Consider the following 26,961-nt stretch of genomic DNA (forward strand, 5'->3'; position numbering starts at 1 on the left):
GCTTTCCTCACATCCGCCAGGTCAGTCGCACGCCGACTTCGCGTGGCGGACTGTAGACAGTGACGATGCCGTTCTGAAAACCCACGGCGTCGTAACGCTTGTTCGCCGCGTTCCGCACGTAGGCGCTCAGCTCGAAGGCGCCGAAGCTGCGACCTGCCTGCAGGTTGATCAATCCATAGCCACTGCGGCTGTAGCGGTTGGCGGCGTCCAGGTAGACCTTGCCTGTACCGTACACGTGGGCCTGGGCATGCCAGCCGGCGGGGGCGTCATAGCGCAGGCTTACGTGGCCCGACACATCTGGCGCAAAGGGGTTGCGGTTGCCGTCGTAGGTGTTGGCGCCATCCTGGAACTGGTCGAAGCGCGTGCGGTTGAGCGCCAGGCCGGATTGCAGCTGCCAGCCTTGGCCGAGCAGCCAGTCCAGCTCGAACTCCGCGCCTGTGGAATGACCGGACGCGGCGCTGGTGATGTAGACCATGCCCGGCACGGGCATCTGCTGCACCTGCATGTCGCGCATCTGCATGCGGTAGAGCGCGGCCGAGTAGCGCAACCGCTGGCCGGCCAGCGTGCCTTTGATGCCGATCTCCAGGGAGCGCAGCTTCTCGGGCGTGTAGGCCGCGTAGCTGGCCGCCGGTACGAAGACGTTGAAGCCTCCAGCCCGTATGCCCCGGCTCACGCTGGCATAGACCTGGGCAGAAGGCGCGAGCTGGTATTGCAGCGCGAGCTTGGGCGAGACGTTCGTGTCGTTGGCGGAATGCGTGGCGCGTCCTGCCGGCGTGAAATCGACCTGATTGCGTTCAATCCGCGCACCGGCCTCCAGCGTCCACCGCGAGGCCAGGGGGACGGTCCAATTCGTGAACAGCGCGGTGCTGTGGCCTCCCAGCGCAGCGGCCGATTGGCTTAGCGCCGCTGGCAGCTTCTGCGAATTGAGCAGGTCGCGATCGTCGCGGTCGGCGTACAGGCCGACGAGCCATCGGGATGCGCCGGCTTGGCCCTCGAGTCGCAGCTCCTGCGACAGGCTGCGAAAGCGGTGGTCGCGGGCGATATGCAGCAGGTCTGCTGGCTGGAAGTCGGTGTCCTGCTGAATCCGGTCGCGGTAGGCGTTGTAGGCCGTGACGGAGCGCAGCTTAAGGCCGGTGCCGAAGTCATGGGCAACATCCAACGACACCGTGTCGCCGCCGGAGCGGTTCCAGCTCGGCGTGCCCGAGCGCACAGTGGTGCGTGACGCGGAAGGCGCCCCCCAAAGTGCCGCGCCGTCGTCGAAATCCTGCTTCGCATAACGCAGCGTGGCATCGGTGCGGGCATCGGGCGTCCAGCGCAGCGCCAGCTTCAGGTTGCGGCGTTCGCGGTCGTCCTCGCGCCGGCCAGTGGCCAGATTGGTGATGAAGCCGTCCTGGCGGCTCCAGTCGCCAGCGATGCTGGCGTACAGCGTGTCCTCCACCAGAGGGCGGCTCAGCTCGAAGCGCAGCGCGCGACCGGAACGGCTGGACAACCCCGTGGACACAGCGGTGCGCGGTGTGTTGTCCGGCTTGCGAGTGTGGATGCTGATCACCCCGGCCTCAGCATTGCGGCCGTAGAGCGTGGACTGTGGTCCGCGCAGCACTTCCACGCGGTCGATGCCGAGCAGTCCGTCGTCGAAGCCCTGCGCCATCAGCGTCGGCACGCCATCCACCAGCAGCAGCGTGGATGAGGAGAACGAGAAGAACTGCGCTGAGATGCCGCGCATGACGGGCGAATGCACTCCCGCCTGGCCGAAGGACTGGAAGGACAGGCCGGGGGTAACCTGCTCCAGCGATTCCAGCCGGGCGACGCCAGCGGCTTCCAGCAGTTCGCCGTCATGCACCGTCACGCTGGCCGCAACAGCGCCCAGCCGCTGCGCCTGTTTGTTGACCGTCACCGTGACGGTGGGCAAGGTCGGCGGCGACTGCTCCTGCGCCGATGTCTGATCCTGCGCTTGGGCCAGGGGGCCGAGGCCGGCCATGGCCAGCACCCCGAGGGCGCCGGTAAGGCTGGGTGGAAGCCGAAGTCGTGTCATGGACGGGTTCTTTCTTGCGTGCATTGGCTGGTGTTCGGAAGTTCTCCTACTTTGTATATATATGGGAATGGTTATCATTTGATTTTCTCTGCCATCGGGCCGATTTCGTTTGCATTCGGTCTGCCGTCCTTTTTATTGCTCATGCCGAACCGGTCCTCGATTGCTGCGTTGTCCCAAGGTCTGCCGAATTCGGTGGATGCTGGATGGGCGCGCCTGTCGGCAGTCGGTGCCATGGCGGGCAGCACGGTGGAGCGGCTTGTGATCGAACCCGGCCTATCGGTGGTGCGTTCCAGCTTCGTGCCGCGGCGCGACGTGCGGGAGGCGAATGCGAATCCGCCGGAGCGCGGTACGCTGGTGCTGACCGTGGGTCTGGATGGGCGTTCGGTCTACCAGAGCACCCAGGGCGAGCACCTTGGGTTTGCCGCGGGCTTCACCACGGCCGCCGCGTACATGGGCAGTGCTGGCGAGCGGCACTATGCTGCAGGCGAGCGGGTGGTGCAGTTGCGCCTGCTGATCGAAGAACCGGCAGTGCTGCAGTGGCTGGGGCAAGACGTCTCCATGCGGCTCATGCCTGCGCGCGGCGTGCGTGCGCTCGCATCGACGAGGACTTCTGCTGCCAGCTCCAGTCATGCGCAGGCGCTCTACCGCAGTTCCGATGCCACCGGCCTGGCAGCCCTGGATTGCCGAATCCATGCGCTCAGCCTGTTGGCCGAGCAGATCCGGGCGCTCGGCCTGTCGCCGCAGGAGCCTGTCAAGGCTTCACGCCGACGGGACCATGATCGGCTCGCCCGAGCGCGAGACTTGATGCACGCCCAGATGGACCGGCCGCTGACGGTAGCCTATCTCAGTGCCGAGGTCGGCATGAGCGAAACCCGCTTCAAGGCTGGTTTTCGCGACGCCTTCGGTATCTCGCCAAGGCACATGTTGCTGCAGATCCGTATGGAGCGGGCCAGGGTGCTGCTCGACTCTGGCTGCCAGGTGGCCCAGACCGCCTGGCAAGTGGGCTACGCCCATCCCGGAAACTTCAGTACCGCGTTCGCGCGGTATTTCGGCCGTGCGCCGAAACATCAGGGCCTGTAGGTCGCCGCGCTCTCCCCGCCTTCATATGGCGCGCTGAACTCGCCAACGCGCGGCGCGTTCCTGGTAGGCCCAAAGTCGGGCATAGAGGCCGGGATACTCCAGCAACTTGTCGTGCCGCCCGGCTCCGCGAGGCGTCCCTTGTGGAGCACGAGGATGTGATCTGCATGGCGCACGCTGCGCAGGCGGTACGCGATGACGACAACGGCTCTCTCGCGGACCAGTTCACTCAGTGCGAGCTGGATCTCGGCTTCGGCTGACGGATCGATGCTGGCGGTGGCCTCATCGAGCAGGAGGATCGGTGCATCTTTAAGCAGCGCAAGTGCAATCGAGAGGCGCTGACGCTCGCCACCCGACGGCGAAGCGCCGCCTTCGTCAATCACTGTGTCGTAGCCCTGTGGCAGCCGCTCGATGAACGCATGCGCCTGCGCTCGCCGTGCGGCATCGACGGCCTGCTCGCGAGTCGCATCGGGCCGGCCGATGCGGATGTTGTGCAGCACGGTGCCAGAGAACAGGACCACGTACTGGAACATCAGCCGCATGGACCTCGCCAACGCGAGAACGGTGATGGCGCAGATGGCCGTGGCTTTCGAGCACTTCAATGAGGTGCGCCCGCACTCAGCATTGAAGATGAAATCACCCATGGAGTTCAGGCAGCATCCCGTTGCCCAACGGCGGATTGCTCAGATCGAGTTGGCGCCACATTGCGAATAGCCCGTGTCCAGAAATACGGGGCAAGATCACCGGCGGACTCGTCCCCTGGCTGCAAACGGAGTTCCGGCTTCTCGCCGACATGGGCAGAGCGCCGAGCCGCGTCTTCAGTCGAAGCGAACTGGTCGATGCCTGCCTACCTGGCTCCGACGCACGGGCGCGGACCGTTGGCAACCATGTGAGCAACCTGCGCGAGAAACTCGACCAGGCCGGCGCGCCTGGGATGATGGTGGGCACGCGCGGTGTCGGTTACCGACTGCGAGGGATCTGATGTCCGGCAAGCTCAGCCGCCAACTCGTGCTTTCGATGAGCCTGATATCGGCTATCACGACGCTCATCGGGTTTGTCGGTTCATCATCGCCGTCGCACTCCTTTTCCGCTAACCTGCCTCCGCCTCCTGGACCTCCGGACAGCTTTCTTCCCCAGGCGCCTGTTTACGTCCTTGTGGCCACCTTCTTGTTGCTGGGACTGATTGCGGCCGTCGTCGTCGCGCTGCGGCTGTCGCAATGGCTCCTCACTCCGCTGAACTCCCTGGCGGAGAGCGCCAGAAGCATTGCGGCGGGGTATCTATCTGCTCGCGCAATCCCCGATGACAGGTCGCTGGGAGAACCGGCTAACGTCGTCGACGACTTCAACGCCATGGCCGAAAACTGCAGAGCATGGCCGCCTGGAACGCGGCCATCGCCCACGAATTGCGAACACCGCTGACCATCCTCCAGGGGCGACTGCAGGGGATGAGCGACTGCGTTTTCCCGCCCAGTCAGGACCGATTCAGAGATTGCTGGCGCATGTCGAGAGCCTCTCGCAACTCGTCGATGACCTGCGCGTCGTTACCCTGCAGGACAGCGGGCACCTGCACATGCGCATCGAACCGGTAGACATCGGCGCTGAAGTCCTCCGCACTGCGGAATCGATGACGCCTGTACTCGCCAAGGCCGGGTTGACGCTCCTGGTGAGCCGATCGGACATCATGTTGCGCTGCGACGGTGCCCGGCTGCGGCAGGCTCTGATGGCGCTCTCGACAACGCAGCGTTATGCGCAGCCCGGAGTAGTCAAGGTTGCGATTGACGCGACGGCCAACCATGACATATTGAGCGTGGAAGATGAAGGGCCCGGACTCGCTCCCGAGTTCATGCGCCACGCATTTGATCCCTTCATGCGCGACGAACCGTCGCGGCTACGGCAATATGGAGGATCGGGGCTCGGCTTGGCTGTGGTCCGGGCAATCGTTTTGGCTCACTCGGGCGAAATCGGATACAGGCTATCTTCATGTGGAGGCTCCATCTTCGAGATGAAGTTACCGCGCGAGATTGAGAAGCTTCCTCGGTTTCGAGCACCCATTGATCCGCCCTGATCAAGCCACGATGCAGAAAGGCCGGCGGGAATGAGCAAGGACAACCACCGGTCAGTGAGGGGCCGGCGCGCGTTTCTTCAAGTGCCGCATATCGAATGCGACGCCGTCTCTCACCAGCTGCCGCGACAACACCTTCAGCTCGCCGCGCTGCAATTTTTGAGAGGTGGTCAGTGGTAAGGCACGGACGAAGGCAATGTAGCCGGGTAACTTGAAGTAGCTCAGGCGCGCGCGAGCGGCTTCGAAGATGCCCTGCGCCACCTCTAGTGTGGGTGTCTCGCCGTCGGTGAGTTCGATGCAGGCGATCACCTCCTCGCCGCGCAGTTCGTCCTCTACCGGGCCCACACCGACTGCACGTACACCGGCGACCTGGTTCAGTACACTCTCGACCTCGAGGGAAGCAATGTTCTCGCCGCTGCGCCGCACAATGCTCTTGCTGCGGTCGACGAAATGCAGCGAGCCATCCTCGGCCTCGCGCACCATGTCTCCGGTGTGGAACCAGCCATCGGCCCACGCGGCCTCGGTAAGCTCCGTCTGGTTCGCATAGCCCGAAAAGAAGCCGGCCCGCGGATCCGCTCCGGCCGCACGCACCAGCAGTTCACCGGCCTCACCGCGCGGCACCGGGCGGCCCTCGTGATTTATCAGGCGGCATTCCATAGCGGCGTGCGGACGCCCGAAGCAGCGGTCACCGACGTACCTCGGCTCCTCAGAGGCGACCATCGCCGCCGCACCACCAACCTCCGTCATCGACCAGGACTCGACCAGCGGAAGACCGAATCGTTCCTCGAACGCCTTATGGTGCGAAGGATGCACCCCGGCGCCAAAGCCAAAGCGCAGTGCATGATGCCGCTCGGCTTCGCCCGGCGGCAGCTGAAGCAGCATGGCCGGCATCACGCCCAGGTAGTGCACGATGGTGGCACGGCTGTCCACCACCACCTGCCACCAACTGCGAGGATGGAAGCGGTCGAGCTGCACGATGCAGCCGCCACTCAACACCATAGCCATGGCAGAGCAGGCCAACGCATTCATGTGGGTCAGCGGCAGCGGCGTGATTAGGCGGTCCCGACCGGGTTCAATGCGACACAGTCCGCCAACGCCGATGTACCAGCTGCCGATCCTCAGGAAATAGTCGTTCGACAGGATGCAACCCTTGGGCTTGCCGGTGCTGCCCGAGGTGTAGACCAGCGCACACTCGCCCTTACCTGAACTGGGCTCTCCCGCACGACATGAAGGCGGGCTCTGGCCAACAATGTGAACCGGCAGCCTGGGGTCGGCGACGCCGACGAGGTCGCTCCGCTCCGGCAATGCGACCGCCAGCACCGCCTGGCTGTCGGCAAGCACGTGCTGCATGTCGGCACTGCCGCCTTCCGCGTTGAGCGGGACGATGGATATGCCCAGCGCGTTCAACGCGAACCAGTGCACAAAAAAGTCGGCGCGATTGTCGAGTAGCATGGCGACGCGATGGCCGCGACGCAGCCCACTGGCGCGGTACTGTGCGCTCAGCGCATCGATCTGCTTCAGCGCGGCGCCATATTGCAGAGTTACCGCTTGGCCCCCGTAGGCGGCGGTGGCGGCGGCCGGTACATGAACGAAGTCGTTGCCTGAGTATTGCTCGGCAGCGTTTCGAAAGGCGTCGCTCACAGTGCGAATTGTTTTGGTCATGAGGGATCTTCAAATGGGGATCGCGGTGCCGACACTTGCGCCACCGCAGACAAACAGATTCTGGCCGGTGACCCAACCATTGCGAGGGTCGGCGAAGAACAGCACGGCGCGCGCGACGTCATCGGGCTCCCCCAGCCGGCGCATCGGCAGCGCGGCGGCGAGCTTGACCGCCTTTTCGCTTTCAGCCGGGATGTCGGCGAGGAGCATCGGCGTGACGGTTGGGCCAGGGGAAACGCAGTTCACGGTGATGCCCTGCGGCCCCAGCTCGAGCGCCCAGGTACGTGTCATCGCGACCAGCGCCGCCTTTGTGGCCGCGTACACTGTCCGTCCGGCCATGCCCACCAGCGCTCGCGACGACAGATTCACGATACGTCCAAAGCCGCGCTCGCGCATGCCGGGGGCGACCGCTTGCGCGAGCACGGTGGCGGCGCGCAGGTGCAGGTCGATCAGCAGTTCGAACTCCTCGTCGGCGACGTCATCGAGCAGCGTGTTGCGCACGACGCCGGCGTTGTTGATGAGGATGTCGAACGGCCCCTCATGGATCAGTCCTCCGATCTGCCCCCGCAGCGCACCGATGTCGCTCAGGTCGGAGACGATGTGGCGCAGCTGTGGATGCTCCAGGTCGCCCGTCGTCCGCGCAATGGACACCACATCGGCGCCCTGATCCAGCAGCGCCGAACAGATCGCACGGCCGATGCCGGCGCTACCGCCGGTGACCAGGGCACGCCGGCCCTGGAAAATGAGGTTGGGGTTCATCACACGAACAGTTGAATCGACGGCAGCGCAGCGTCGCAGTTGAGCAGGTTCACCCGCTTGAGGCGGATCGTCAGCTTGCCCTCCGCATCGGCAGCAAGCGTATGCCAGACGACGGCGCCCAGCAGCAGCTGCGACTCACCGCGTGCCTCAAGGTAGGTCAGCGGCGTGCGCACAAGGTACTCATTAGCCTGCGGCTCGAAGCGCTCGACGCCCGGCGTCTGCAGCACATGCAGGCTGCGGCTGGACGGCTGCTGGGAGAAGGCCCGGTCATGGCCCAACCGGTCGATGCGCAGGCGCAGCAGCAGCCTGTCCTCGTACATCAGCGAGTTGTGCGAAAGCGGATCGGCCTGGTCGTGCTGCAGCGGGATCCAGTAGAAGGCATTCTCCGCGAACAGCGCGTACCACTCGTCGTAGCGCTTCTCGTCAAGCAGCCGGGCCTCGTTGAGCACGAAGGCGATCAGGTCATCCCGGGTGGGGACAGTCACTTGGTTCATTCGTTGGTCTCCCCCATCATCGACTTCCAGGCGCGGAACTGGTTGCGCATCGAGATCTCGCTCGTGCCGTTGACCGTCTGGTCGCGCGGCACGTGCTCGTCGGACTTGTAGTTGCGGTGCAGGCTGACCCAAGGGTTCGGATCAACCGCAAGTCCTTCCTGTATGGATCGATAGCAATGCAGGTCGTCGTGTCCGACCACGGACATCGGCGAATTGATGATGCGGCTGTACATCATCGTGCGCTGCAGCAGCTCGTCGGGTGCCCCCTTGAGTCTCAGCGTCCAGGATTCGATCACGGTCTTGTCTGCTGCGATCGGGCGAATCACGCGAATCGCCTGGATCGCGCCTTTGACTGTCAGACTCGGGTAATAAACGGTGTTGTGGCGCACTGTGCCGAGGATCTGATGCGCGCGTTCGTCGCCATAGGCGGCACGCAGCTGTTCCTCGTAGCCCGACACATCCGAGTAGTTGGCATGCAACGAGACCGATGCCGTGCCGGTGTAGCTGTGGCCATTTGCGAACACCCGCACACCCATGGCGTCGGAGAACTGGTAGTTCTCGGTAAAGGGCAGCATGACCTCGACCGCCATCGGCTTGGGCTTCTCTGCCGGCTCATCCTTCCACAGCGTCTTGGCCGTGCCCGCCGACGACTCGTGCGCCACCATCGGGTGCATCGTGTCGTTCAAGTTCTCGATGAACATTTTCCAGTTGCAGTTGTGCTCGTAGCGCAAACATCCGCCCACCACCTCCAGTTCACCCTCTGGGGAGCGGTCCGCCATGTTGTCGATCGAGCTCAGCGAGTCTCCGAAGTACTCTTCGAAGCTCAAGCCCGTCGCCGAAAGGCGCGCGAACACGAAGCCGCGGTGCGAGGCGATATGCTCGACCCGACACATGCCTCCGGCAGCCTGCGACTGCGCAAACTGCGTGTCTTCATAGCCGCTGCGCAGCGGCACACCTCCAAGCGAGCCGTCGAGCTTGTAGATCCACGCATGGTACGGGCAGCGGAACTGGCTGCCGGTGCTGCCCGTGGGCGCCGTCACCAGCTTGGCGCCCTTGTGAGCGCAGCGATTGAGCAGCACGCGCACGCTGGTATCGCGCTGGCGCACCAGCAGCACCGGCTGGCCGGCGATGTCGGCCGTCAGGTAGTCGCCCGGTTTGGGTACCTGGCTCTCGTGGCCGACGTACACCCAGGCGCGGCGCCACAGGCGTTCCATCTCAAGGTCGAAGACTTCGGTGTTGATGTAGGTGTCCCGGTGCACTTGGTCGGGCTGCACCAGCGCTGCAAGCCCCTGCGGGTCGCTTCGATAACGGTTGGCGACGTTCAAGATTGGTCTCCTTCTTGTGACTGCGGCCAACCCTGCGGCACGCCTTCGGGCAGGCCCATGGGAAACGGCCAGTCGGAGCCGAACAGCACGTGAGCGGGTCCGAAAACCTCCTGAGCGAGGCGCAGCACGCCGGGATGATGGGCGATGCAGTCGGAATAGAAGCGCCGCGCCGCCTGCAAAGGGCGCTCGACGCTCAGATCGACACCGGCACGCCGCGTCGCGAAGCCGCGCTCCAGCCGGCCCACGAGACCGGTGAACGCGCCGCCGGCATGCGCGAGACAGAAACGCACGCGTGGAAAACGCTGCGGCACACCAGCCATTACCAGGTGCGAGGCGGCAATGCCGGTCTCCACCGGGTTGCCGAGCAGGTTCTCAAGGTAGAAAGCGGACAGGCGGCCGTCGGCGCATGAACCAGGGTGCAGGAAGACGAATGCCTCCTGCTCGTCGAGCGCTTGCCACAAAGGCGTGAATGCCGGGTCCGAGAACGCGATGCGCGGTTCGCCACCAGCAGCCAGCGCGACGCCCGGCGCGCCGCTTTCCGCGTATCGGCGCTGCAGACGAAGCGCCAATGCTGGATGCTCGAGCGGCAGATGCAACAAGGCCTGCAGGCGCTCTTCGTAGCGACCCACGGTTGCCAACAACCCATCGTTCAGATAGATCGCCCATTCTTCGGCCGAGGCCTCATCGAGATACTGCCGATAGAGCGGCGGTGGCACGGAAACGAGCGCGCGCTCGACATCATGCTCATCCATCCAAGCCAGAAGCCGCTCGGGAGCGAACAGGTCGGCCAAACCGACGACATGTCCATCCAGCGTCAGCCGCGGCGGCGCGGCCTGCCACTGCACGCCATTCAAGGCCCCCATCCGTTCGGGAAGAATAGGCGCCAAGTGGGCGTGAACATCAAGTTCGATGCGTGCCATGATGACTTCAGCGGGGTTCGAGGTTGGCGTTCATCTCGGTGCCCCAAAACTCGGGCGACCACTTCGGGCCCCAGATGTAGGGCAACTGGTTCCAGTCGCGCGTGGTCCAGGTCTCGCTGATCTTGTCCATATCGCTGTAGTACTCGACCCAGCTGCCCCACGGATCCCGAATGTAGAGGAACAGATTGGACGCGAGCGCATGGCGGCCGAGGCCGAATTGGTCGGCAAAGCCGGCCTCGCGCATCTGCCAACCGCCGAACCCGATCTGGTCGAACGAGTCGACATAGAAGCTGGAATGCTGGAAGCCGCGGTGTGTGCTGTTGATCAACCCGAAGCAATGGTGATCGCGTACACCTTCGCCGCCAGCCATGAAGGACACCTTACCCACCGCCCGATCCGTGGTGCGCAGACCCAGTGCCTCGGACAGATAGGCCTCGGCACGTGCGAAGTCCTGCGTGAACAAGAGCATGTGACCCAGTTTCCTGGGCTGCGCCTCACGCGGCAGCTCCTGCCACAAGTGCCGGTCGATGCGGTCGAACTCAGGCGAGCGCGGCGCGGCGTGGACCTCGTCGGCAGCGGTGCGTGGCGTCAGATTGAACCAGGTTCCCCACGGGTCCTGGAACCACAGTCCAGGCCGCAACGCGGCGAATGATGGCGTACTGATTGGGGTGCCCAGCGCATACAGGCGCTCCTCGAAGCTCGCCAGGTCCTGCGCATCGACAAAGAAAGAGATGTGGTGCAGACGCTTGACCGACCCCGGTGCGCCCTGCAGTACCAGTACGCTGGGCGAGGCAACATCCGCGCACCCCAGCGCCAGCGCCTGACCGTGCTCCTTGGGCTGCAGTCCGAACGACGAATAGAAGGCGCGTGCGACTTCGGCATCAGGCACTTCGAAGCCGTAGCCAGCCAGGGAGTGGACGCGGGCATGCGACATCATTCATCTCCTTTCTTGTACGAGGACAGCGGGGTGGCCACCAGAAGGTTGTCTAGCTCGCCCAGGCCCGCGCCACGCACGATCACGCGATCGCCTTCGGCCAGATACACCGGCGGCGTGCGCGCGTTGCCGATACCGCTTGGGGTTCCGGTGAGCAGCACGTCGCCCGGCTCCAGCGTCATGCCGAACGACAGCTCGCTGATCAACTCGGGAATCGGGAAGGCCATGTCGTCCACGCTCGCGCGCTGCATGAGCGTGCCATTCAGCTCGCACTCGAAGGCCAAACCCTCAAGTTGCACATCATCGCGGTGCACGATCCACGGGCCCAACGGCATCGTTTGGTCGATGCTCTTGCCCTTGAGCCACTGGCCACCGTGCCGGCGCTGTAAATCACGTTGTGAAACATCGTTGGCTAGGCAGTAGCCCCACACGTGTTCCAGCGCCTGATCTTGCGGAATGCTGCGGCCGCGCAGGCCGATCACGGCGACGATTTCGGCCTCGTAGTCCCATTTCGCCGAAACCTTGGGGTCGAAGGCGATCGGACCGACGGGAGGCACGACCGTTGCAGGCCCCTTCGTGAAGAAGGTTGGCGCGTCCGGTTTGGGAACGTCCTGGCCCTCACGCTTGCCCTCGCTCTCGTAGAAGTGATCCCAGTAGTTCCAGCCGGTGCACAACACGTCGCGGCGGAAACGGCGCAAGGGAGCCAGCACCTGCACGTCGGAAAGCGCCACCGTCTCCCCGGCCTCATCGCAGACCTTGCGCAACTCCGCCCCGAAGGCGGGTCCGCGCGAAATGATGTCCAGCACATCCCCCAGCGTCGTTGGCAGCAGGCGTACGCGCCCGTCGTCAAGGAGGCAGGCGGCACGCTCAGCCCCCTGGGCCACAATGGTTCCCAATCGCAATGTCATGATCACTGCTCGATGACGGCGATGGCGTTGATCTCGATGAGGTATTCGGCCTTCACCATCTTGGAGACCTCCATCATCGTCGAGGCGGGTGCCGGCGCCGGAAAGTATTCGCGCCGCACCTTGTGGATGGCGTCGAAGTGCTCGATGTTGCGCACGAACACGTCCACGCGGCAGATGTCGGTCAGTTTGCCGCCCGCGTCCTCGACCGCTGCCTTCAGGTTCTCGCAGACTTGGCGCGTTTGCGCCTCGATATCGCCGATGCCGGCGATCGTGCCATCGGCCCGGCGAGCCGTCATGCCGGAGATGAACACCATCCGGTTGCTGGCCGGCACGATGCTAACGGCGGCGGAAAAGTGGCCGTTTGGCGTGGCCAGGGAGGACGGCGAGTGTTGCTTCTTGCTGCTCATGGGTTTTCCAATGGAAGGGTTTAGAAAGTCAATGCTCAGGTTCGCGCCAAAGGCTGCACGCTCAGCTGATCGGACAGGGCGCCAAACTGCGCTGTCAGCTCCGCTGACAGGCTCAGATTGGACTGGTTCTGCGCGCGACGCTCCCGCTCCAGATCGCCGGGCGCGTACACTGCGGAGATGCCGGGAGCGCGCGCGCTGCTGCGGATCCGGTCGGCAAAGTTGGCCGCGCGAGGCGCGACTGCAGGCCCCGCATCGATCGCAAGAAACCAGTGGGAGCAGTTGTAGGGACGTTCGGAGGCACCGTACAGCGGTTGCACCTCAGCGCCCAGGGCACCGCCCGAGACACCACCACACAGCAGATCTACCATCACCGCAAGGCCGAACCCCTTGGGGCCCGCTGCCGGCAGTAGCATGCCGGCAATGGCCTCGGCAGCCGACGTGGTTGGCCGTCCCTCCTTGTCAGTGGCCCAGCCAGCGGGAATCGGCTGGCCCTCGCGCTGTGCGTTGCGGATCTTGCCCATCGCGGAATTGCTGGTGGCCATGTCGATGACCACAGGCTGCCCGGATTCCGCCGGAAATGCGAAGGACAAAGGGTTGTTGCCGACCACACGCTCGGCACCTCCGGGCGCAGGCATCAGCGGTCTCGTGTTTGACATCACCGCGCCGATGAGACCGGCCTCGGCGATCTGGCTGCTCCAGTAAGCCGCCGCGCCGAAGTGAAACGCGTGGCGCACTGCGACCACCGCCACGCCATTCAGACGTGCGCGCTCGAGGGCCAACTCCACGGCGCGGGCCGAGGAGACCTGCCCTAGACCATGGTCTCCGTCGAGCACGATCAGCCCTGGGCGGTCTTCGACCAAGGTGAGCTTCGGCTGGGCCTTGACGCTGCCCGCGCGCAGGCGCTCGACATACATCGGCAGCAGCATGCATCCATGCGATGCAACGCCTTGTAGGTCTGCCTCCACCAGGGCCTGCGCGGTCAATCGCGCATGTTCCTCGGGCACGTCGCAGGCTTGCAGCACCTGCGACGCCCAGTCAATCAGCTGTACCGGAGCCACAGCCAACGCAGAAGATGTGTTCATTGTTTGGTTCCTCAAGAAGCGGGAATGAGGCGGCGTTCCACCACAGTGCCGGAAATCGTGCTCGAGCCGTCGCCGATGAGATGCAGCAACGTCGGCACCACCGCTTCCGGCGTAGACACGCCGAGCGTGCGCTCGTAGCCGGCGAGTTCTTCCTCGTTGGCCGATTCGAGGAACACTGGCGTGGCGACCAGACCGGGCGAAAGCGCATTGATGCGCACGCCGAACGCGCGCAGTTCCAGCGCGGCGCATTTCACCAGCCCGACAATACCGGCCTTGGTCGCCGCATAGGCGGCGGCCCCCTGCCAGCCGTTGGAGGCGAGGCCCGAAGTGAACGCAACGATCGAGCCGCGACGCTGGCGCTTCATCACCGGCACTAGAGCCCGCACGAGATAGAACACTCCGGACAGATTGACGTCGAGATGGCGCTGCCACACGGCGTCGCTGGTCTCGTCGATGGCCGAGCGATGCTGGATTGCGGAGGTCAACACGGCCGCATCGATGCGGCCATCGGCAGCATCGATGCGCTGAACGAGGGCCTGACAGGCGACGGCGTCGGAGATGTCGAGCACGGCAACGTGCAGCCTTTCGTTAGCAGGGAGCGCCTGCAAGCCGGCTTCGTCGATGTCGACGGCCCACACCCGGGCACCGACACGCAAGCAAGCCAACGCGGTCTCGCGGCCGATGCCCGAGGCGGCGCCCACCACGAGAACACTGCAGGCACGGAAGTCGTAAGTCACTTTCATATCAGACGATCGCCGGAGGATTTTTTCCGGTAATTTGGGAGTACAGAGCGATGGCATCGGCGCCATTCATGGGCAAGATGGCGGCGATGTGCTCGTCTGGGCGAACCAGCACCAGCGTGTTTGGTGCGACGCCGAGGCGCTTCATGAACGCATCGCCAGGGTCCAGCACCGTTCGTCCCCGCAGCCCGCTGTCGTGCGGCGCGTCCCAGCGCGAGACCACCAGGTGCACCAGCGTGGGCGAATCCACTGGCGGCAGCGCCGGGCGCCGCCGCGCGTCGGTGAAGTACAGCGCCACGAAGCGGTCCTGGCACAGGTCATGGGCGCGGCACGGCCTGCCGTCGCTGCCGTGCAGCGGATGGTCGGGCAACCGGTCGCCCACCTCCACCGCTGGGCGCGTGCTGCGCTTGAACAGCGAGCCCCGGCCCTTGCCCTCGAGGTCGAGCTTTACGCCCAGCAGGCCGCGCGTGTAGGCATTGGACCAATTGTTTTCGGACATTGCCACTGCGCTCTCCTTGCGGCGCGCCATGTACAGCCGCGCCGCCTCCGCGACCTGCCCGGAACCGTCGATCGCCATCGGCCGCTGCTCGCGTTCATAGCCGTCGATCAGGCTTTCGTCGGCCCAACCTCGCAGCACCCAGTTCAGTCGCCACGGAAGATTCGATACATCCAGCGCACCCGTGGAGATGCCTAACGCCCACATCGGGGTGACCAAGTGCGCCGCGTCGCCCATCAGCAGTACGCGACCGCTGCGCCAACGGCTAGCCACGCGGTGATGCACGCTGTAGATGACTTTGTTGATCACCTCAACCTTGTCAACCTGGCCAATGAACGCCAGCGATTTTTCCAGCAGTTCCTCGTCGCTTGGCGAGTCCTGGCCTGGCTTCAGCGGGTACAGGAAGCGCCAGCAGTGCGGCTGGCGCACCAAGATCATCCACTGCTCTGGATCGGAGAAGTAGGCCAGGTAGGGATAGTCGCGCGGGTTCCCTACATCCAGGTCCAGCTTCAGGTCCACCAGCGCGTACTTCTCGTCCAGCGAGTAGCCCTCGGCCTCGATGCCCAGGGCCGTGCGCACCACGCTGCGACCGCCGTCGCAGGCGAGCATCCAGCAGCACTCGGTGGTCTTCTGGCCTTCGGGCGTGTCCAGCTTGAGCACGACATGGTCGCCTCGATCCTCGAAACCCACCAGCTTGTGGCCCAGGTTCAGGGCCGCAGTGCGCCGCTCGGCCAGCGCCTCGGCGAGCACCGGCTCCAGATCGTGCTGGGGGATGTTGATCACGAAAGGAAATCGCGTCTCTTCTCCCAGCGCGTGCAGCTGCACCGGGAACTGCGACTTTTGCGTGCGCCGGTCGACCTCGCCGATCTCGTCGATGCGCAGGGCCGAGGCCAGCACCTTATCGATGGCGCCGTAGCGGCGCAGCACCTCCAGCGTGCGCGTGAGGATGGTGCCCGCCTTGATCTCCAGCGACAGGCTACCGTCCTCCTCGTAGACCTGCACCGGAATGCCGTAGTGCGACAGGGCCAGCGCGGTCATCAGCCCTATCGGCCCCGAGCCAATGATGGCGACCGGACGGCCCCCAGCGCCGGGAAATGAGGTGAATGATGCGTTCAAGTGGAGTCTCCGCGATGAGAAGGCGACGACCTGAGCGTGAGCAGACGTCGTCCGTTGAGGTGGCGTTATGGTAGTTCAATTATACTTGATGTCAAGTAACTTGAACAAAGGATTCTTGAATGCATTAGACTTTTGGAATGACGTCATCGCCCCAACCCTCCTCTGCCTCCCTGCCGCCCCACGACTATGTCGACCAGTTCGCGCAGGAGTGGGAAACCTGCCGCCCAGATCTCGGGGTGCGGCGCCTTGCACCCCTGATGCGGGTACTGCGGCTGTCGAGCTTGCTCGAAAAGGAGTTGGCGCAGATTGCAAAAGAGCAGTCGATCACGGGCGCACAGTTCCAGGTCCTGGCCGCCCTGCTCCGTCACGACCCAAGGCCGCAGTCGCTGTCCGAGCTCACCCGCATCGCAATCCTCACGTCGGGCTCGATGACCTCTCTTGTCGACCGGCTGGAAGAGCGTGACTTCGTCCGCCGCCAGCCCCATCCGACAGATCGCCGGGGCGTGCTTCTCACGCTCACCGATGTCGGCCGTAACGTCATCAACGCGGCACTCAAGACACGGGTGCGTCGCCTTCATGCGCTTGCCGACACACTGACCGCCGACGAACTCGATCGCATATCGCAGGCCTTGCGCAAACTGCTGCTGGCCGTCGAACAGGCTGCCGACCACCGCGAAGCATCCGCAGTCGGTCCCTGATCTTGGCGATGACGAAACCACTGATGCTGAATCGAATGACCGCTACAGCAAGAAGTAATCGCACGCGCTAAGTGGCGAGACGGCACCTGACGGCCGTTGGGCAACAAGCTTCATCAGACCTCCTCCGCCACGACACGAATTTGCGCGGTACCTCAATTCGCGCGACAACAGCCCAGGCCACCTTACGAAGCGTCACCTCCGTAGCTGTCGACACCGCAGCCCCGCCAAAGCATGCGCGGCCTTGTGCTCCCCACAGACCACAGAAGCAAGGGCTGCCAACACTCACGCGTGTCTTGTACGCCCCCCCTGCCACGAACGACGACAGTCAAACACGAACGCGCCGCGCCACGGCATCAGGGATCGACTGCGGCAAAGCCGACCTGCGTTCCCCTCCTGCGCAGGATGCCGGGCTGCGTGGGATCGACTGCGCGACACCTCGTCAGAGACGCACCCCGATCGGAAAGATGAGGCCCTCGCCTGCTGTTTTCCGGATCGCGCAAGAAGCCTCTCGATCAATGGCATTGGCAGAGCAAGCAGACCAGCTCCGTTGCGCAATGCCCGACCGATCGCCCGAGCCGGTGCGCAAACCAGTTGCTCCCACAGGATGAGCTTTCAGCAGCTTCATAAAGCCACCGTCCGGACAAAACACTCCGCTCGAAATCTTGACAATCACATGATATTTCACATAGCATATCTAAAAGCAGCAACGGTCTCCTGATCTCCACCGGGAGCCGCTGGAGACTGGATTCCCACATGAGCACCATCGTGAGCAAATACCGCGATATCGCCGCACTGGCCGAACTGATCCGCCCCGATCAAGTCCATGCAGACGTGTACACGGACCCCGAAGTCTTCCAACTCGAGCAGGAACGGCTGTTCACACGGACTTGGCAGTTCGTTGGGCATGCCAGCCAAGTGCCCAAGACCGGCGACTACTACACCACGGCGATTGCTGGGGAGCCGATCATCATGCTGCGTCAGGCGGACAGCTCGGTCGCCGTGCTGCTCAATCGCTGCGCACACAAGGGTACTGCGATCCTGTCGGAACGCTGCGGCAATACGGGCAAGGTGCTGCGCTGCCCTTACCACGCGTGGAGCTACCGCCTCGATGGCTCACTTCTGTCAATTCCCCTCAAGGCGGAGTATGAGCATACGAGGCTCGCCGACTGCCCTGCATCGGCGGGCCTGTCCAGGGTGACCTGCGCCGACTACCACGGCTTTGTGTTCGCGCGCTTAGCAAGCGAGGGACCGTCCTTCGAAGCCTATGCTGGCGCCATGCTGCCAGTGCTGGACAACCTTGTCGACCGCTCCCCTGAAGGGCGCCTGAAGATAGCCGGCGGGTGCATTCGGACGATGTTGCATTGCAACTGGAAGATGTATCTCGAAAACGTCAACGATGCTGTGCACGCGATCGCAACGCACGAGTCGGTGGTCGCCACAGCAACTGATCTTTGGAACACCCGGGCCGAGGACACAGCCAAGCCGCTCGCTATGGAACAACTGCTGCCGTTTGGTACCAGGCTCGACGCAGTTCGCGAGATGGGAGCACGGGTGTTTGACGACGGTCACAGCATCCTCGGCACACGAGCGAGCCTGCACACTGGCTACTCAGCGCTGGGCGAATACGAACAAGCACTTGCCGCCGTTCACGGCGAGCAGAAGGCGGCCGAGGTTTTGGCCTTTGCGCCGCAGAACGCGATCCTTTTTCCGAGCCTGGCCCTGAAATGCTCGCCTCAGATCCTACGGGTAGTGCGCCCGATCGCCATCGACCGCACGGTGATTGAGGTATGGGCACTGCGAATCGAGGGGGCGCCGGACGAATCGTTTCGACGCTCGATGAACTACAACCGCCTGGTCTTTTCGCCCATGTCGCCGGTCGCGCACGACGACATCCATGTCTTCGAAACCATGCAGCTTGCGCTGCGAGCACGGCGCAACCCATGGGTGAGCCTGCACCGTCTGCATCGGCCCGACGAATCTATGAACGCGCAAGCTGAACACAGCGCCACCAGCGAGATCCTCATGCGCAACCAATTCCGTGCATGGCTGCATTGGATGTCGCAGCCAGCTGCGAACTAAAGGGCGTCTGTCGCCCATTTCCTTGATCGTTCAGTTTTATCCACCACGAAGGAGACTCAAATGCCCAACATTCGCCGCTTGCTGCGGGCTTTGCCGATGCTATTTCTGGCCCTCGCAGCCGGCGCTTCGTCAGCCCAGGCCTATCCTACCAAGCCGATCACCATCATCGTTCCCTTCCCGCCAGGCGGCATTGCCGACCCTGTCGCACGTCTGGTCAGCCGGCAGCTGGCCGATGTCCTGGGTCAAGCCGTGATCATTGACAACAAACCGGGCGGCGGCGGCCAGATCGCCGCCGCCGCTGCGAAGCATGCCCCGCCTGACGGACACACGCTGTTCATGGGCACCATGGGTACGCAGGCGCTGAACTCCCATCTGTTCGCGAAGCTCGCATATGCGCCTTCCGATTTCATCCCCATTACGCCGCTGGTGCAGACGCCACATTGGCTGATCGTCCACCAGGACAGTCCCCTGAAGTCCGTGGCCGACCTCGTGGCGTCCTCCAAGACAAAGCCTGAGGGCCTGACCTTCGCATCCCAGGGAATCGGAACCGGTGGTCAATTGCTGGGTGAGATGCTCAAGGGCGCGGCCTCCATCCCCGGCACGCATGTGCCCTATCGTGGCTCGGCGCCGGCCCTTCAGGATCTGCTCGGGAATCGCGTGGACTTCTTCTTCGACTCGGTGAGCACCAGCCTGCCCTTCGTGCGCGAGGGCAAGCTGCGCGTGCTGGCAGTGGCGACATCGAAGCGACTGGCACAGGCCCCGGATGTTCCTACGCTCGCCGAGCTTGGGTACCCGGGCCTCGAGCTGTCGTTCTGGTTCGGCATGTTCGCGCCGGCCGGAACGCCTCCGGCCATCATCAATCGCCTAAACACCGAACTGGCCAAGATTATGCGGTCCTCGGCGCTGCGCCAGGCCACCGAGCCAATCGGGCTCGAGGTGGTCGTCAGCTCCCCTGCCGAACTGACGGCGCGCATTGAGGCCGAATCCCGGACCTGGGGCAAAGTGATCAAGGCAGCAAGCATCCGCGCCGACTGAAGAGAACGTCCACGAAATGAATCTTGCCTTCGACGGGGTCGCACTGGCCGCACCTACTTCGGTCGGTTACGCGCGCTTCAGCACCGAGCCCGCAGACTGGTACTTCGCCCAGTGTCTGCGCGCGATGGTCCGCCAAGCCGGTATCGACAAGGAGGAGGTCGACGGCCTGTCTGCTTCCAGCTTTACGCTCACCCCCAACCCTGTGGCATCGCTGTCCATGTCGCTTGGCCTGTCACCAACTTGGCTCGAAGCAGTACCCTTCGGAGGAGCCAGCGGGGTAATGGCGCTGCGCCGCGCGGCGCGCGCCGTGCAGGCCGGCGACGCGACGGTTGTTGCCTGCATCGGCGCCGACGCCAACCCGAAGAGGGGTTTCGCCGACATCGCCAGCCAGTTCTCGGTGCCCACCATCGACGCGGTCGCGCCCTATGGCGCAGCCGGCCCGTCGATGCCATTCGCGCACGTCACGCAGCAGTACATGGACGCCACCGGGACGACGCGCGAGGACTTCGGAAGGCTGTGCGTCGCCCAGCGCTTTAACGCCAGTCGCTGCGCCCATGCATTACTGCGCACGCCGACGACGCTCGACGAATACCTGGATGCCCCACCCGTTGCCGAACCACTGCACAAGCTTGACCTGGTGATGCCCTGTGCCGGCGCCGAGGGTTTCCTCGTGCTACGGGAGACGCACGCACGCGCCCTCGGCATCCCATACGCGCGCATCCTTTCCGTGGTTGAACGACACAATGCCTACCCGAACGAGCGACCGATGCTGCGCGGGGGCTGGGAGCAGGAATGCCCGCGCCTCTACGGGCAGGCCGGCCGCACACCCGCCGACGTCGATGTGCTCGCCGTCTACGACGACTGCCCGGCGATTTCTTTCATGCAGATAGAGGGCCTCGGCTTCTGCGCCCGCGGCGAGGCGCACCACCTCGTGCGCGAGCGCGACGTGCGTTTTTGCGGCGATCTTCCGATCAACACCAGCGGGGGCCAGCTCGGCTGCGGGCAAGCAGGCGCTGCAGGCGGATTCCTTGGAATGGTGGAGGTCCTGAGACAGCTGAATCAGCAAGCCGAGGGTCGCCAAGTCGCGCACGCTCGCGTAGGAGCGGTAGCAGGGTACGGCATGGCTATCTACGACCGCTGTCTTGGCAGCGGCGCCGCGTTGCTGGAGGCGAGCTGGTGACTACATGTTCCAACGCCATGGCGATCTTGCTGCGAGTCGCCCAGTCCACAGGCCTCGCCTTGTCGTGCTGCCGGGATTGCGGTCACCGCTTCTATCCCCCGCAATCGTTCTGCCCCACGTGCCTGGCCCCCGAGGTGGAGCACTTGCCCGAGAACGGCGAGGCAACAGTGCTCTCCACGACCTGCATTCACCGAACCCTTGACCCCGCACTAGAGAACGTGTTGCCGCTCCATGTGGCGTGCGTTAAGACCTCCGTCGCCCAGAGCCTGTTCGCGATGGTCCATGCGCCGATGCCGCGTGGTACCAAGGTCCGGCTCTACGTGCGCGAGGGCCTCTTTCACGCAGAGGCACTGTCATGAGCCCCACACACGGCAACACGGTGCCGACCCAGGACGTTCCCGGGGCCCCACCGATGCGCGAGCGGACGCTTCCGCGCATGCTGAAGCAGCAGCAGGAATGCCGCCCGCATGAGCCTGTCCTCACCATAGGTGACACATGCTGGACCCATGATGACGCCGCTACTGCGGCATCGAAGCGTGGAGCACGTCTGCGCGAAGCCGGCGTCGTCCAAGCGGACCGGGTCGCTTCCATGTGCTCCAACCGTGTCGAGGCACTTGAGCTCTTCCTCGGCTGTGGCTGGATCGGCGCGGTGTCGGTGCCGATCAATGTCGCTTCGAAGGCACCGCAGATCCAGTACTACCTCGAAGACAGTCGTGCCGCGCTGCTGGTGATCGAAGCCGGCTTCCTACCCGAACTCGCGCAGGTGGATCTCGCCCGCACGGCGCTTCGTACGGTGTGGGTGGTCGGCGGCAGCACCGAGTCCGCGGCGTTCGGCATCGGCGCGGTGGCGGTCAAGCCCTACCCCCCGGGCGCGGCGGAAGTGCCAGCCGAGGAGGTTATGCCCTCTGAGACGCTGGCGATCCTCTACACGTCCGGCACCACGGGGGCACCCAAGGGCGTCGTCTGCCCGCACGGGCACTACTTCCTCTTCGGCATGTACAGCGCACAGATGCTTGGCGTGGTCGCGGGCGATGTCCTGTTCACGACGCTGCCCTTGTTCCACATCAATGCGCTGAACACGTTCGCGCAGGCCAGCATCGTTGGCTGCCACGCCGTGATCCACCCCCGCTTCTCCGCTTCGGGCTTCTGGACCAGCGCTCAAGACTGCGGCGCCACCGTGGTCTATCTGCTGGGGGCGATGGTGCCGATGTTGCTCGCCCAGCCGCCAGCTCCGGCTGAACGCGCGCATCGCGTGCGCGTCGGGCTAGGCGGAGGGGTCCCAGGTCCGTCCGCCGATCAGTTTCACCAGCGCACGGGGATCACGCTCGTGGACGGCTACGCTTCGACAGAAACCTCGATCGTCATCTCTGCGCCGCCCGGCACCCGAGGTTTGGGGGCCATGGGCTGGCTGCGGCCAGGGTTCCAGGCGCGCGTGGCAGACGATCTCGACGTCGAAGTTCCGCGCGGCGAGGCTGGAGAACTGCTGCTGCGCGCCGACGAGCCCTTCGCCTTCTCCAACGGCTATTTCGGTCAGCCCGACAAGACGCTCGAGGCTTGGCGCAGCCTGTGGTTTCACACCGGAGACCGCGTGGTTCAGGAGGCTGACGGCAGCTTTCGCTTCATCGATCGCATGAAAGATGCAATCCGTCGTCGCGGCGAGAACATCTCCTCTTACGAAGTCGAGCAGGCCTTTCTCCGCCATCCGGATGTCGCGCAGGTCGCGGCTTATCCCGTGCGTTCGGAACTGGCAGAGGATGAGGTCATGGTCACCGTTGTCGCGCGGCCAGACCGCACATTGGATCTCCCCGAGCTGGCGCAACACTGCGAGCGACTGCTACCCTACTTCGCAGTACCGCGCTACTTTGACGTCGTGCTGGAACTGCCGCGCACTCAAAACGGGAAGGTGCAGAAGTTCAGACTGCGGGAGACAGGCGTCACACCGTCCACCTGGGAGCGCCCGAATGCAGCCCGACGTCCACCGGTGGTGAAGTGATGAGCACCTTGCACGCATCCGCAGAGCCCTGGCTCACCTGGTTCTGCGTCTGGCAAGCCGCCAGCGTGCTCCCCGTGGACGAACAGGACATCAATGCGGTGCAATCTCTTCTGAATGCGTGCCCCGGTTTGCGCGCAGCTGAGATATTGGAGCCGACAGCGGCCGAGGACCCCTATTACCCCTCGCCGGCTGGCTCGCCTTCGCTGATCGTCCAGTTGCACTTTGACAGACTCGACGTGCTGGAGTCCGCACTGTTGCCACAAGGCCAACTGGCGCCCTTGGCCGAGCGGACCTTTCTGCCCAGCCTGGCCAATGCGCACGTGGCCCATCAAGGCATGCTCGTTCGGCGGTACCCCGTCCTTGACCCGGCAACCCGCTCGGACCAGCTCCTGAGTTACTGGGTCGAGTACGAAGGGCCTGCGAAGGACGCAAACGCCTGGCACCTGTACTACAACGCGAACCACCCGCCCCTGCTCGCACAGTTGCCCGGCATTCGTGCGATCGAGATCTACACGCCGGCCACCGTTGTCTGCGGCCTGCCGTTGACGGAGCGCCTCTGCCTGCAGCGCAACAAGACTGTCTTCGACAGTTCTGTCGCGATGAGTGAGGCAATGCGCAGTCCCGTGCGTGAGGTGCTGCGCGAGGACTTTCGAGGCCTTCCTCATTTCGAAGGGCCGGCCCGGCACTTCCCTTTCCTCTCCCTGACATGCCGGCCCGGCACCTCGGAACAACCATGACCGCTCATCTCCCTCTGCAGCTCTCGGTACACGCCGTCGAACGACTGCACCCGCTGCTCTACCGCTTGGAGCTGCGTGCACCCGAAGGGAGGCCGCTACCCAACTTTGAACCGGGATCGCACATCCGCGTCCAGGTACGTCTGACCGACGGTGCGACCGATTGGCGCCACTATTCGCTGATCAATTTCGAGCCTGCTGCGTCGCGGGCGGCCAATCCTCATCAGTACACCGTCGCCGTTCGACTGGAGGAATCGGGCCGAGGTGGCTCGAAGTTCATGCATGGTCTACAGGCCGGCGACACGTTGAACGTTGAAGCGCCACGCAACGAGTTTCCTCTCCATGACCACGGAGGCACCACGATCCTGGTGGCCGGTGGCATCGGTGTCACACCGCTCACGGCCATGGCGGCCGAACGCTGTCGTCAGGAGCGGCCGGTGAGGATGCTGTACGCGGGACGCAACCGGGCGCAGCTTGCGTTCGTCGATGAACTGCGCAGTTTGCTGGGCGACGCGCTGGCGCTGCATGTCGACGAAGAAGTAGGCCGTCCCCTCGATGCCGCCGCCGTGCTCGATAGCTGCGGTCCCGATGACGTTCTCTATGTATGCGGCCCGCAGCCCATGCTCGACGCGCTTTTGGGCGAAGCTCAGAAGCGCGGTTGGCCACCCGAGCGGGTACGCTTCGAACTTTTTTCGGCACCAGCGGCTCAGATCGGAGATCAAGCCTTCAACGTGGTGCTGCAACGCAGTGGCGAAACACTGCAAGTTCCTGCCGACAAGACCATCCTCGAGTGCCTGGAAGCACACGGCTGCGACGTCCTGTCAGATTGCCGCCGTGGCGAATGTGGCATCTGCGCAGTCGACGTCGTCGAGGGCGAGATTGACCACCGTGACCATGTCCTCACCGCGTCCGAAAAGGCGGCTGGCAAAGTGATTCAAGTCTGTGTGTCGCGCGCGAAGGGACCGCGACTGGTGCTGGCCCTTTGACGGCCCCAGTATTCGCACTGAAAGGCACCGAGGTCAGCTGACGAGGCTCAGAAACGCAACAGGGGCGGCGGCAGACTCGTGACGGTGCCGAGGCCAGCATAGTGAGGGCCGCCTAGGCGGCACACCGGATTGAGTGCTACGGCGTCAATGCGTCCATTGGCGATCAGCGAGTCGCGCACATGAAACTGCACGACCCGCCCGATCATCAGCCGCGTCGGTTGGCGTCCCAGGACGACGCTCTGTTCCAACACGCATTCCGCAGCGATGGGCGCATGCGCGATGCACGGCGTGGACACTCGTGCGCTGAGACGCATCTCCAAACCTAGCAACTCGAGTTCCCCGACATCCGATGGATAGTCACCCGAACTGTCGTGCAGCGCCTGCAGCAGGGAGTGGTCTGCGATGTGCACAACGAATTCACGGCGATGCAAGATGTTGCGCGCCGTATCCTTGAGGCCGGCACCGCCAGGCTTGGCATCGATGCCGATGGCCAGCATCGGCGGATCGTGGCTCACGAACGTGAATGACGAGAACGGCGCTGCGTTCACGACCCCGGTCTCCGACAGCGTCGTGACCCAAGCGATCGGCCGGGGCACCACGATCCCCGTCATCAGCTTGTAGATCTCGACCTGTGTAAGGCGCTCCGGATCCAGCGTGAGCATCTCTGCGTCACTCAAGGGCTGGTGGGCGATCAGGTCGCGTCGCGTGCATCTGTGTACCAATCGGGTACCTGGGGATAGTGCGGCCCGTCGTAGAGCTCAACAACCACCGTGTCCTCATGGGCGAGCGTCGGACCATGTACATTGCCCTTGGGGTTGCAGTAAAACGACCCCGGCAGCAAGGTGACGCCCGTCGACGTGTATTCATACTTGCCACTCAGGCAGAACATGAATTGGTTCGACGCGTGGCTGTGAGGCTTCGGTATGCTCGCACCCTTGGCGAACTTGATCAGCGCCACCGACGCGCCGGTGGCCTCGTTGCGCCAAAGCATCTTCTCGAACACACCTTTAAGTGATTTCTCGCGCCACGGCAGCTCACCCGTCGCGATCAGAATTTCAGCCAGATCGGGCGCACCGTCAGGAAGAGGAAGGGATGTCACAGGGGTGATAGTCATGGTACTTTTCAGAGAGTCGGTGATGGATCGAAGTGCGTTCTCGGGAAAGAGAGTCAACACCGGAAGATCAAAATCAGTGTCTCCACACGGGTGAACACGATCTCGCTTGCCTCCCAGTGACCGAAGAGGTGGTACGAAAGGCCCTTTTTGCCAGCATCGATTAACCTCATTGCAATTCCCGCGCTGCCGCTATGCATCAGGTATGCTGCACACGGCTTTCAGAATCAGATGATATATTACTAGACATGGCACGTCCAGATGGAAACCCGCCTCAGCAGGCCGCTACCGCTTTGGGCGGCTTCGCAGCCAGGCGTCACCAAACGAGGGAGCCGTCGCTCACGCAGCAGGCGTACGAACGCATCAAGAGCAGCATCCTGTCCCTGGAACTGAGGCCTGGCCTCTTTCTGAACGAGGCAGATCTTTGCGAATTGACCGGCTTCGGGCGAATGCCCGTGCATCAGGCCATCCACCGCCTGCAGGCGGACGGCCTGGTAGAGGTCATACCTCGCAAAGGATTGTTGATTCGTGCAGACTCCTTGCAGGACATCATGACCCTGCTGGAGGCCCGGCTGGCGATCGAACCGAACATCGTTGCGCTCGCTGCACAACGCATCAAACCGGATCAAGTGGCCGAACTGCGCAAGCTGCTCAAGCAATCGGCGTCACTGCTCAATCAAAGCCAGCGCAAGGCATTTAGCGTGCTTGACCGCGTCTTCCATAGCGTCGTTGCCGAAGCTGCGGGCAACAAGATCCTCTCAGACATGTTGCGCCCACTCCACGAGAGATCGGACCTGATGTGGCATCTGCGCATCATGCCGGCGGACGGACTGGAGGTTACCCAGCGGGAGCACGAGGCCGTGCTTCAGGCCGTGGCAGATCAAGATCCAGAGGCTGCGTGGCGAGCCATGAAAGCGCATTTGGCCTCCTTGCACGACCGCATCGTGAGGGCGTCTGGCGGATAGCCTCTAAACGCTCGGTGGCAACGTTGAGGGTCAATCCAAGGACGTCGATGAGCTAGGGCGTGTTAACACTAATTGAAGAGTTCGCGAGAATGCGTGAAACTGCTGTTCATGGAAATCACACCCGAGCAGTTCGCCGGCATCGAGCATTGCCTGCCGACCCAGCGCGGCA

General features: G+C 63.8%; 28 protein-coding genes and 2 pseudogenes. 15 read left to right on the forward strand and 15 right to left on the reverse strand.

What is annotated here, in order from left to right; translation table 11 throughout:
- Positions 1-7: 7 nt before the first annotated feature.
- A complete protein-coding gene (locus ACSFB7_RS33765; protein WP_435476725.1) occupies positions 8-1,978 on the reverse strand; it encodes a TonB-dependent receptor in 1,971 nt (656 codons plus the stop codon).
- Between the two features lie 132 nt (positions 1,979-2,110).
- On the opposite strand from ACSFB7_RS33765, the gene ACSFB7_RS33770 reads away from it, so the two are divergent.
- Positions 2,111-3,112: a helix-turn-helix domain-containing protein gene (locus ACSFB7_RS33770; protein WP_435476691.1), complete on the forward strand. Its 1,002-nt coding sequence runs from the start codon at positions 2,111-2,113 to the stop codon at positions 3,110-3,112.
- Here ACSFB7_RS33770 and ACSFB7_RS33775 read toward each other — a convergent pair.
- Complete coding sequence (locus ACSFB7_RS33775) at positions 3,100-3,651, reverse strand: ATP-binding cassette domain-containing protein (RefSeq protein ID WP_435476692.1); 552 nt, start codon at positions 3,649-3,651, stop codon at positions 3,100-3,102. The two genes, ACSFB7_RS33770 and ACSFB7_RS33775, sit on opposite strands and share 13 nt — an antisense overlap.
- Between ACSFB7_RS33775 and ACSFB7_RS33780 the strand changes: the two are divergent.
- The 5 genes and pseudogenes from ACSFB7_RS33780 to ACSFB7_RS33800 form a co-directional block, all read left to right on the forward strand.
- Positions 3,641-3,823, forward strand: a pseudogene (locus ACSFB7_RS33780) (IS3 family transposase); the annotation flags it as partial. The gene ACSFB7_RS33775 and the pseudogene ACSFB7_RS33780 sit on opposite strands and share 11 nt — an antisense overlap.
- Positions 3,824-3,878: 55 nt before the next feature.
- A pseudogene (locus ACSFB7_RS33785) lies at positions 3,879-4,091 on the forward strand (winged helix-turn-helix domain-containing protein); the annotation flags it as partial.
- Positions 4,091-4,528, forward strand: coding sequence for a HAMP domain-containing protein (locus ACSFB7_RS33790; protein ID WP_435476693.1), 438 nt, complete (start codon positions 4,091-4,093; stop codon positions 4,526-4,528). The pseudogene ACSFB7_RS33785 and the gene ACSFB7_RS33790, both read left to right, overlap by 1 nt.
- A complete protein-coding gene (locus ACSFB7_RS33795; protein ID WP_435476694.1) occupies positions 4,480-4,698 on the forward strand; it encodes a histidine kinase dimerization/phospho-acceptor domain-containing protein in 219 nt (72 codons plus the stop codon). The genes ACSFB7_RS33790 and ACSFB7_RS33795 overlap by 49 nt, the downstream gene beginning before the upstream one ends.
- Positions 4,599-5,174 (forward strand): sensor histidine kinase, encoded by a 576-nt coding sequence (locus tag ACSFB7_RS33800; protein ID WP_435476695.1) that lies wholly within the window; start codon positions 4,599-4,601, stop codon positions 5,172-5,174. The genes ACSFB7_RS33795 and ACSFB7_RS33800 overlap by 100 nt, the downstream gene beginning before the upstream one ends.
- A 51-nt stretch (positions 5,175-5,225) precedes the next feature.
- Here the strand turns inward: ACSFB7_RS33800 and ACSFB7_RS33805 are convergent, their stop codons facing one another.
- Genes ACSFB7_RS33805 through ACSFB7_RS33855 form a run of 11 tightly spaced genes read right to left on the reverse strand, consistent with a single transcriptional unit; the run spans position 5,226 to position 16,011 of the window.
- A complete protein-coding gene (locus tag ACSFB7_RS33805; protein ID WP_435476696.1) occupies positions 5,226-6,833 on the reverse strand; it encodes an AMP-binding protein in 1,608 nt (535 codons plus the stop codon).
- A 9-nt stretch (positions 6,834-6,842) separates the two neighbouring features.
- Positions 6,843-7,589, reverse strand: a complete 747-nt coding sequence (locus ACSFB7_RS33810) for an SDR family NAD(P)-dependent oxidoreductase (protein ID WP_435476697.1) — start codon at positions 7,587-7,589, stop codon at positions 6,843-6,845.
- Positions 7,589-8,083 carry an aromatic-ring-hydroxylating dioxygenase subunit beta gene (locus tag ACSFB7_RS33815; RefSeq protein WP_435476698.1) on the reverse strand — a complete coding sequence of 165 codons (495 nt, stop codon included), beginning with the start codon at positions 8,081-8,083 and terminating at the stop codon, positions 7,589-7,591. Before ACSFB7_RS33815 ends, ACSFB7_RS33810 begins: the two co-directional genes overlap by 1 nt.
- Positions 8,080-9,408 (reverse strand): aromatic ring-hydroxylating dioxygenase subunit alpha, encoded by a 1,329-nt coding sequence (locus ACSFB7_RS33820; protein ID WP_435476699.1) that lies wholly within the window; start codon positions 9,406-9,408, stop codon positions 8,080-8,082. Before ACSFB7_RS33820 ends, ACSFB7_RS33815 begins: the two co-directional genes overlap by 4 nt.
- The gene (locus tag ACSFB7_RS33825) at positions 9,405-10,328 is read right to left on the reverse strand and encodes an amidohydrolase family protein (RefSeq protein ID WP_435476700.1); all 924 of its coding nucleotides are present in this window, start codon (positions 10,326-10,328) and stop codon (positions 9,405-9,407) included. Before ACSFB7_RS33825 ends, ACSFB7_RS33820 begins: the two co-directional genes overlap by 4 nt.
- 7 nt (positions 10,329-10,335) lie before the next feature.
- Positions 10,336-11,265 carry a VOC family protein gene (locus ACSFB7_RS33830; RefSeq protein ID WP_435476701.1) on the reverse strand — a complete coding sequence of 310 codons (930 nt, stop codon included), beginning with the start codon at positions 11,263-11,265 and terminating at the stop codon, positions 10,336-10,338.
- Positions 11,262-12,170: a fumarylacetoacetate hydrolase family protein gene (locus tag ACSFB7_RS33835; RefSeq protein ID WP_435476702.1), complete on the reverse strand. Its 909-nt coding sequence runs from the start codon at positions 12,168-12,170 to the stop codon at positions 11,262-11,264. The genes ACSFB7_RS33830 and ACSFB7_RS33835 overlap by 4 nt, the downstream gene beginning before the upstream one ends.
- Before the next feature lie 2 nt (positions 12,171-12,172).
- A complete protein-coding gene (locus ACSFB7_RS33840; RefSeq protein ID WP_435476703.1) occupies positions 12,173-12,577 on the reverse strand; it encodes a RidA family protein in 405 nt (134 codons plus the stop codon).
- Between the two features lie 35 nt (positions 12,578-12,612).
- Positions 12,613-13,659 carry an Ldh family oxidoreductase gene (locus tag ACSFB7_RS33845; RefSeq protein WP_435476704.1) on the reverse strand — a complete coding sequence of 349 codons (1,047 nt, stop codon included), beginning with the start codon at positions 13,657-13,659 and terminating at the stop codon, positions 12,613-12,615.
- A gap of 11 nt (positions 13,660-13,670) precedes the next feature.
- Entirely contained in the window at positions 13,671-14,402 is a 732-nt protein-coding gene (locus ACSFB7_RS33850) for an SDR family NAD(P)-dependent oxidoreductase (RefSeq protein WP_435476705.1), read from the reverse strand.
- Position 14,403: 1 nt separating this feature from the next.
- Positions 14,404-16,011: an FAD-dependent monooxygenase gene (locus ACSFB7_RS33855; RefSeq protein ID WP_435476706.1), complete on the reverse strand. Its 1,608-nt coding sequence runs from the start codon at positions 16,009-16,011 to the stop codon at positions 14,404-14,406.
- A 137-nt stretch (positions 16,012-16,148) separates the two neighbouring features.
- Here ACSFB7_RS33855 and ACSFB7_RS33860 point away from each other — a divergent pair, with 137 nt between their 5' ends.
- The 8 genes from ACSFB7_RS33860 to ACSFB7_RS33895 all read left to right on the forward strand — a co-directional run bounded on the left by ACSFB7_RS33860 (position 16,149) and on the right by ACSFB7_RS33895 (position 24,716).
- Positions 16,149-16,709, forward strand: a complete 561-nt coding sequence (locus tag ACSFB7_RS33860; protein WP_435476707.1) for a MarR family winged helix-turn-helix transcriptional regulator — start codon at positions 16,149-16,151, stop codon at positions 16,707-16,709.
- A 753-nt stretch (positions 16,710-17,462) separates the two neighbouring features.
- Positions 17,463-18,788 (forward strand): aromatic ring-hydroxylating oxygenase subunit alpha, encoded by a 1,326-nt coding sequence (locus ACSFB7_RS33865; RefSeq protein WP_435476708.1) that lies wholly within the window; start codon positions 17,463-17,465, stop codon positions 18,786-18,788.
- A 60-nt stretch (positions 18,789-18,848) separates the two neighbouring features.
- Positions 18,849-19,823: a Bug family tripartite tricarboxylate transporter substrate binding protein gene (locus tag ACSFB7_RS33870; RefSeq protein ID WP_435476709.1), complete on the forward strand. Its 975-nt coding sequence runs from the start codon at positions 18,849-18,851 to the stop codon at positions 19,821-19,823.
- Positions 19,824-19,839: 16 nt separating this feature from the next.
- On the forward strand, positions 19,840-21,003 hold the full coding sequence (locus ACSFB7_RS33875) for a thiolase family protein (RefSeq protein ID WP_435476710.1): 1,164 nt from the start codon (positions 19,840-19,842) through the stop codon (positions 21,001-21,003).
- Between the two features lie 17 nt (positions 21,004-21,020).
- Positions 21,021-21,362, forward strand: a complete 342-nt coding sequence (locus tag ACSFB7_RS33880) for a Zn-ribbon domain-containing OB-fold protein (protein WP_435476711.1) — start codon at positions 21,021-21,023, stop codon at positions 21,360-21,362.
- Entirely contained in the window at positions 21,359-22,996 is a 1,638-nt protein-coding gene (locus ACSFB7_RS33885) for an ATP-dependent acyl-CoA ligase (protein ID WP_435476712.1), read from the forward strand. The genes ACSFB7_RS33880 and ACSFB7_RS33885 overlap by 4 nt, the downstream gene beginning before the upstream one ends.
- Entirely contained in the window at positions 22,996-23,733 is a 738-nt protein-coding gene (locus ACSFB7_RS33890) for an ethyl tert-butyl ether degradation protein EthD (RefSeq protein ID WP_435476713.1), read from the forward strand. The genes ACSFB7_RS33885 and ACSFB7_RS33890 overlap by 1 nt, the downstream gene beginning before the upstream one ends.
- A complete protein-coding gene (locus ACSFB7_RS33895; RefSeq protein ID WP_435476714.1) occupies positions 23,730-24,716 on the forward strand; it encodes a PDR/VanB family oxidoreductase in 987 nt (328 codons plus the stop codon). The genes ACSFB7_RS33890 and ACSFB7_RS33895 overlap by 4 nt, the downstream gene beginning before the upstream one ends.
- A 47-nt stretch (positions 24,717-24,763) precedes the next feature.
- On the opposite strand, the gene ACSFB7_RS33900 is transcribed toward ACSFB7_RS33895, so the two are convergent.
- Together ACSFB7_RS33900 and ACSFB7_RS33905 are read right to left on the reverse strand one after the other, a co-directional pair.
- Positions 24,764-25,378: a flavin reductase family protein gene (locus ACSFB7_RS33900; RefSeq protein ID WP_435476715.1), complete on the reverse strand. Its 615-nt coding sequence runs from the start codon at positions 25,376-25,378 to the stop codon at positions 24,764-24,766.
- A gap of 29 nt (positions 25,379-25,407) precedes the next feature.
- Entirely contained in the window at positions 25,408-25,830 is a 423-nt protein-coding gene (locus tag ACSFB7_RS33905) for a cupin domain-containing protein (RefSeq protein WP_435476716.1), read from the reverse strand.
- A 245-nt stretch (positions 25,831-26,075) separates the two neighbouring features.
- Here ACSFB7_RS33905 and ACSFB7_RS33910 point away from each other — a divergent pair, with 245 nt between their 5' ends.
- Positions 26,076-26,792, forward strand: a complete 717-nt coding sequence (locus ACSFB7_RS33910; RefSeq protein ID WP_435476717.1) for a GntR family transcriptional regulator — start codon at positions 26,076-26,078, stop codon at positions 26,790-26,792.
- Positions 26,793-26,961 lie beyond the last annotated feature (169 nt).

The organism is Variovorax raffinosi (genome assembly GCF_051216615.1).
Taxonomy (GTDB): Bacteria; Pseudomonadota; Gammaproteobacteria; order Burkholderiales; family Burkholderiaceae_C; genus Variovorax.